General features: G+C 66.5%; 5 protein-coding genes and 1 pseudogene. 5 read left to right on the top strand and 1 reads right to left on the bottom strand.

The window, feature by feature from the left end:
* From G6031_RS07015 to G6031_RS07005, 3 genes and pseudogenes are all read left to right on the top strand, one after another.
* Positions 1 to 390: pseudogene (locus G6031_RS07015) on the top strand (ABC transporter ATP-binding protein); the annotation flags it as partial.
* Positions 387 to 1166 (top strand): ABC transporter permease, encoded by a 780-nt coding sequence (locus tag G6031_RS07010; RefSeq protein WP_179524878.1) that lies wholly within the window; start codon positions 387 to 389, stop codon positions 1164 to 1166. The pseudogene G6031_RS07015 and the gene G6031_RS07010, both read left to right, overlap by 4 nt.
* Positions 1163 to 2218: an ABC transporter substrate-binding protein gene (locus G6031_RS07005; protein ID WP_182652868.1), complete on the top strand. Its 1056-nt coding sequence runs from the start codon at positions 1163 to 1165 to the stop codon at positions 2216 to 2218. Before G6031_RS07010 ends, G6031_RS07005 begins: the two co-directional genes overlap by 4 nt.
* A gap of 185 nt (positions 2219 to 2403) precedes the next feature.
* On the opposite strand, the gene G6031_RS07000 is transcribed toward G6031_RS07005, so the two are convergent.
* The gene (locus G6031_RS07000) at positions 2404 to 3396 is read right to left on the bottom strand and encodes a TIGR03557 family F420-dependent LLM class oxidoreductase (protein ID WP_182652867.1); all 993 of its coding nucleotides are present in this window, start codon (positions 3394 to 3396) and stop codon (positions 2404 to 2406) included.
* 76 nt (positions 3397 to 3472) lie between these two features.
* Between G6031_RS07000 and G6031_RS06995 the strand changes: the two genes are divergently transcribed.
* Positions 3473 to 4153, top strand: coding sequence for an HAD family hydrolase (locus tag G6031_RS06995; protein WP_182652866.1), 681 nt, complete (start codon positions 3473 to 3475; stop codon positions 4151 to 4153).
* Positions 4154 to 4431: 278 nt separating this feature from the next.
* Complete coding sequence (locus tag G6031_RS06990; RefSeq protein WP_206682148.1) at positions 4432 to 5487, top strand: DUF262 domain-containing protein; 1056 nt, start codon at positions 4432 to 4434, stop codon at positions 5485 to 5487.
* The last annotated feature ends 264 nt before the right edge of the window (positions 5488 to 5751 follow it).

The following is a 5751-nucleotide window of genomic DNA, read 5'->3' as shown; positions in this document are numbered from 1 at the left end:
GGGATGCGCCAGCGCGGCGCACTCGCGCGCGCCCTGCTGGCGCGCAAACCCGTGCTGCTGGCCGACGAGCCGCTCGGCGCGCTCGACGCGATCACCCGCGCCGACGTCCAACAGTGGCTGCGCGAGACCCTCACCGGGACCCCGGCCACGCTCGTCATGGTCACCCACGACGTCGATGAGGCGCTGCTCCTCGCCGAACGTGTGGTCCTGCTGGCACGGTACGAGGCCGACGCCCCGGCGCGTGTGGTCTCCACCTGGCCGGGATGGTTCGGCGACGACCGCCCCCGCGAGGTCCTCCTCGGCGACGAGGCGTTCGCCGCAGCCCGCCGGGAAGTACTCCAGGCACTGGCCCGGGAATCGCATCTGACCGAAGGCGGAACCGCCCGATGACCGTGCGATTCCTCCGGTCCGCTGCTCCCGCCTGCGTCACGGTCCTGCTGGTGCTCGCCGCCTGGATCACGGTCACCGCGCTCGAGCTCGTGCCGGACTACGTGATCCCCGCGCCCCTCGCCGTGCTCGACTCGCTCGTGAGCACCTGGCCCGACCGGCTCGGTTCCGCCACGCTGCTCACCGCCACCGAGACTCTCATCGGGGTGGTCCTCGGGGTGGTCGTCGCGCTGGTCGTGGTGATCATCAGCGCCTTCGTACCCACCGTCGGGCAGGCCATGACCCCCCTGCTGGTCGCCTCCCAGGCCATCCCGGTCATCGTGATCGGCCCGCTGCTGACGATCTCCCTGGGCTACGGGATGGCACCGAAGGTCATCGTTGTCGCCCTGCTGTGTTTCTTCCCCGTCGCGCTCAACCTTCTCTCCGGTGTCCGCACGGTCGACACCAGGTTGATCGACACACTGCGGAGCCTGCACGCCACCAGGTGGTCGCTCTTCTGGCGGGTGCGTCTGCCCTACGCCGCCCCACGCGGTTTCGCGGGACTGCGCGTCTCGGTCACCTTCGCCCCGGTCGCCGCGGTCTTCGCCGAGTACACGGGCTCGACCAACGGCCTGGGCTACCTCATGCTCCAGGCCATCCCCCGGCTCCAGACCGATTTCGTCTTTGCCCAGGTGGTCGTGCTGACGATCATGTCCAGCGTCCTGCTGGCCAGCGTGACCATCCTCGAACGCCTCATCTGCCCTTGGAACACTCCCACCGGGGAAAGGAACCCATCATGACTCACCCACGACCCACGAAGACCCCACGCCAGGCCCGCACGCGGCCCGGGGTGCGCAAGCTCGCGATCGCGGCCGCTGCCGCGGTGGCTCTGACCGGCTGTCAGGCGGCCCCGGACGACGCCGAGCCGGACGCGACCGCCGCCGCACCGGTCAGCGTCCTGCTCGACTGGAGCCCCAATCCCGACCATGTGGCCCTGTACACCGCGCAGCAGACCGGCGCCTACGACGACGCCGGCGTCGACGTGACGTTCATGACGCCCGCCAACACGGCCGACGCCGCGCGGGAGGTGTCCCTGGGACGTGCGGACCTGGCCATCTCGTATGAGCCCGACACCCTCATCGCCGCGGAGCAGGGCCTCGACGTGGTCTCGGTCGCCGCCCTGATACCCACGTCACTGACCTCGCTGATCGCCAGGACGGAGTCCGGGATCACCACCGCAGCCGACCTGGAGGGCAAGACCGTGGGGCTGTCGGGTCTGGCCTCTCAGCAGCCGACCCTGGACTTCATCGCCCGGGAGGCCGGGATCGACCCGGACTCGATTTCCGCCCCCAACGTGCAGCAGAGCCTCAACCAGGCGCTCCTGACCGACCAGGTGGACGCGATCTTCGGGGCCTTCCGCAACATCGAGGGGGTCGAGCTGACCGCTCAGGGCGACTTCGTGGTGTTGCCGGCCACGGAACTCGGGGTTCCGGACTACGCGGAACTGGTGATCATCGCCAACCCGAGACGCCTCGCCGACGACGCCGACTACGCCGAGCGCGTGCGGGCCTTCCTCGCGGGGACCGCGGCCGGTCAGGCCACGGCTCTGGACGACCGCCGGGCCGCCATCGACTCCCTCACCCCCGAGACCGAGGGTTCCTACGACCCGGACGTGCTCGAGCTGATGATCGACGCCACCCTCGAGCTGCTGCCCGAGGACGGTTTCGGCCAGCAGTCCGCCGAGGACTGGGCGGCATACGCGAGGTGGATGTACCAGAACGGACTGCTGGAGAGCGAGATCGACGGCGCCACCGCCACGACCAACGACTACCTGCCCGGAGCCGACGGCTAGAACCCCGCCCCGCTGCAGGTCTCGCGGAAGGTCCCGCGGATGGCCCCGCCAGAGGTCCCGCCAGAGGTCCCGCCAGAGGTCCCGCCAGAGGTCCCGCCATCGATAAGAGCGTTTCGCACACATCGGTCGAGTACAAGTGTGCGAAACGCTCTTATCGATGGCCCCGGCGGAGGAACCGGGCCGCCTCAGCTCGGGGAGGCCTCCCGCAGCCGCGCGAGCAGCGGCTCGGCGGCCTCCTCGAGGAACCGGTCCAGGGTCTCATCGCCGATCTGGATCAGCGCGACGTCGGTGTACCCGGCCTCCCAGTAGGGCCGCACCTTCTCGACGATCGCGTCCAGGTCGGGCCCGCACGCCAGCTGCTCGGCCACGTCCTCGGGCCGGACGAACTTGGTGGCGGCGGCGAACCCGGCGGTGGTGGGCAGGTCGGCGTTGGCGGCCCAGCCTCCGGCGAACCAGCGGAACTGGTCGTGTGCGCGCTCGACGGCCGCCTTCTCCGAGTCGGGGTCCCAGCTGATGGGGATCTGGGCGATCGCGCGGGCGCCGTCGCCGATCCGTTTCTGCCCCTCGAGCGCGTTCCAGCCCTCGATGTGGGCGGGTTCCGGCTCGGTGGCGATGAGATGGTCGGCGAGCGGCCCGAGCCGGGCCACGGCCTTCTCCCCGCCGGCGGCCACGCCGATCGGCACCCGCTTCTCGGGCAGGTCCCACAGGCGGGCCGAGTCCACGCGGAAGTGCTCGCCGGAGTAGGTCACCAGGCCGCCGTCGAACAGCTCGCCGATGATCTCCAGCGCCTCCACCGTCATCTCGTGGCGCTCGTCGATCGAGGGCCACCGCTGCCCAACCACGTGCTCGTTGAGGTTCTCCCCCGCACCGATGCCCAGCATGAACCGGCCATCGGACATGATCTGCACGGTCGCGGCCTTCTGTGCCACCACCGCGGGGTGGTAGCGCAGGATCGGGCAGGTCACGTACGTGCACAGGTCCACCCGCTCGGTCACGTGCGCCACGGCGCCCAGGACGCTCCACACATACGGCGCGTGCCCCTGCGAGGACAGCCACGGGAAGTAGTGGTCCGAGGCCACCTCGAAGTCGAATCCCGCCTGCTCGGCCTTGGCCGCGTAGCGCACGAGTTCCTTGGGGCCGGACTGTTCGGTCATGAGGGTGTATCCGAAACGTGTCATGGATCCGAGGGTGCGCCGGGCACGGCCCTGTCGCCACCGGTTGCCTCCCGCACGGGGGCCGGGCACGGTCGGACGCATGACCACCTCACCGCGCGCCCTGCTTCTCGACGTCGACGGCACCCTGGTCGACTCCACCTACGTCCACGTGTGGACCTGGCACCGGGCCCTGGCCGAGGCGGGCGCGCCGGTGCCCTTCGTTGAGGTGCACCACCGGATCGGCAAGGACGGATCCACGTTGGTGGGCGAGCTGTTGGACATCGCGGGGGTCGACGACGACGAGGACCGCGATCGCGTGGCGGGCCGGGCCAAAGATCTGCATTCGGAGTACTACGCCGAGGCCGGGGACTCGCTCCGCCTCCTGCCGGGTGCCCGCGAGCTCGTGCGCGGCGCCAAGGAGCAGGGGTGGGTCACCGTGCTCGCCACCTCGGCCCCGCCGTCGGAGTTCGCCGAGGCGCGCGAACTGCTCGACGTGGACGACGCGGTGGATGCCGTGACGACCGGCGAGGACGTCGACACCGCCAAGCCCGACCCCACCATCGTGGCGATCGCCCTCGAGCGCTCCGGCGTCGACGCCGCGGACGCGGTCATGGTGGGCGACGCGACCTGGGACGCCGTCGCCGCCACCAAGCTCGGCATCCGCTCGGTGGCCGTGCGCACGGGCGGGATCGGCGACGCCGAGCTCCGAGAGGCGGGCTTTTCGGACATCGTCGACGACGCCGCCGGAGTGCTCGATTTGCTCACGTCCGGAGCGCTCTAATTAGGCTGCGGGCGTGCGTCCCCCACCCGCGCCCCTCCTCTGACGAGCGCGCTCGGCGTCTATGCGGCCTCGCACCGCGGCTCGCTCCCGTTGCAAAAGCGTGCCGCAGGATTGCGTGCGACTGAAACCGGCGGCGAACTGCCCGGGAAAGGAGAGCCCTCACCCCAGGAGAATAGGAAGCTCCGAGCCCACCGAGTCCCGACTTTCTTTCCCTACTCGCAGACGCGCGGTACCCGACGTGGGGCCGATTCGTGTCAGGGGTCAGTACGATACACATCATGGAGCTACATGATCTGGACGGCCTTGAGGGCCAGCTATTCGAAGCGCGTCAGAAAGTCGATGTCGCAAGTATCAACTTCTCGACACGCGAATTAGTCAGGATGTACGAGGATTCCGAACTGAGTATCGCTCCGTCTTACCAGAGGAAATACCGTTGGCCACCCAAAGTCGCGTCGGCATTCATCGAGTCAATATTCCTCGGCCTGCCAATACCCCCCATCTTCGTGGCGACAAATGACGACTTCGAATGGGAGGTAGTCGATGGACTGCAGAGAATCTCTACGCTAATCCTCTTTCTGAGCGAAAACGAAGATAGCCTTCGCAAAATCGGAAGAAGCGAAGTGCTTTCCCTCGAGGGTCTCGAGAACCTAACCCAGCTAAACGGATACAAGCACGAGGACCTCCCCAAGAGCATTCAGAGGTACTTCTCGCGACAACCCCTACAAGTGATATCGCTAACCGACAAGAGCGACAAGAGCGTTAGATTCGACCTTTTCGAAAGGTTGAATACTGGAGCCATTTCGCTGACTCCGCAGGAAGTTCGGACGGCCGTCTACGGGGGAAAGTTCTTAGATTTCATAGACGAGCTTTCAAAGAATAGCAACCTCCAGTTACTTCTTAAGCTGCAAGAATCAAACAAGCATGATGGAACGGCTGCGGAGCAGGTCCTAAAGTTCTTTGCTTACAAGAATGACCAGGACAATTTTAAAGGCGCGGTAACGGCACTCTTGAATGACTATGCAGAGAAAGCCTCGAAGAACTTCGATTTTCAAGCTGAGAGAGCACAGTTCGAAGACTCGATGGAGTTCCTCGCCGGCATATTGGAAGGCCCGTTCTTACGCGCGAAGACCACGGTCACGCCACTAGTGCAATTCGAGGCCTGCGCAGTAGCAATCGGCAGGATCTACGCGGAGGGTCGCCAACCGACCGAGCCTCCTACCGATTGGCCCAATGACATCGAGTTAGTAAGTTCAAGCACGGGAGGCACAAATACGCGCTCGATGTTGACGCGCCGCATTGACCGCGCCAAGAATCTCTTTAGCAGTGAACCCTAAAGGTACTGCCACCGACGCTTACAATCGGGCGGACGAGTCGCTCATACGAATCGAGGAGTGGCGTCGCCACCTACTGCGACTCGCCGCCGGCTCCATTCCGGAGGTTTCTGAAACTAGCTTTCTGGGACGCGAAATGCGCGCGGCAGCAACGGTGGCAGCAATGGCTGAATTAGAGGCACTCCTAAGGGACATGCTAGTCGCAGTCGGCCAGCACATTAGCGGCTCTTCCGGATCCGGAGTGCGTAGTGGGGGTTCCGTGGGGTA

The sequence above is a fragment of the Dietzia sp. CQ4 genome (assembly GCF_014145125.1).
GTDB lineage: Bacteria > Actinomycetota > Actinomycetes > Mycobacteriales > Mycobacteriaceae > Dietzia > Dietzia natronolimnaea.
The sequence above is the reverse complement of the archived record's forward strand: the minus strand, read 5'-3'. Positions and strand labels throughout refer to the sequence as shown.

What these genes read in the sequence shown, in the direction of transcription:
- G6031_RS07010 (WP_179524878.1), top strand. Translation starts at nt 387, where the DNA reads ATGACCGTGCGATTCCTCCGGTCCGCTGCTCCCGCCTGCGTCACGGTC.
- G6031_RS07005 (WP_182652868.1), top strand. Translation starts at nt 1,163, where the DNA reads ATGACTCACCCACGACCCACGAAGACCCCACGCCAGGCCCGCACGCGG.
- G6031_RS07000 (WP_182652867.1), bottom strand. Translation starts at nt 3,396, where the DNA reads ATGACACGTTTCGGATACACCCTCATGACCGAACAGTCCGGCCCCAAG.
- G6031_RS06995 (WP_182652866.1), top strand. Translation starts at nt 3,473, where the DNA reads ATGACCACCTCACCGCGCGCCCTGCTTCTCGACGTCGACGGCACCCTG.
- G6031_RS06990 (WP_206682148.1), top strand. Translation starts at nt 4,432, where the DNA reads ATGGAGCTACATGATCTGGACGGCCTTGAGGGCCAGCTATTCGAAGCG.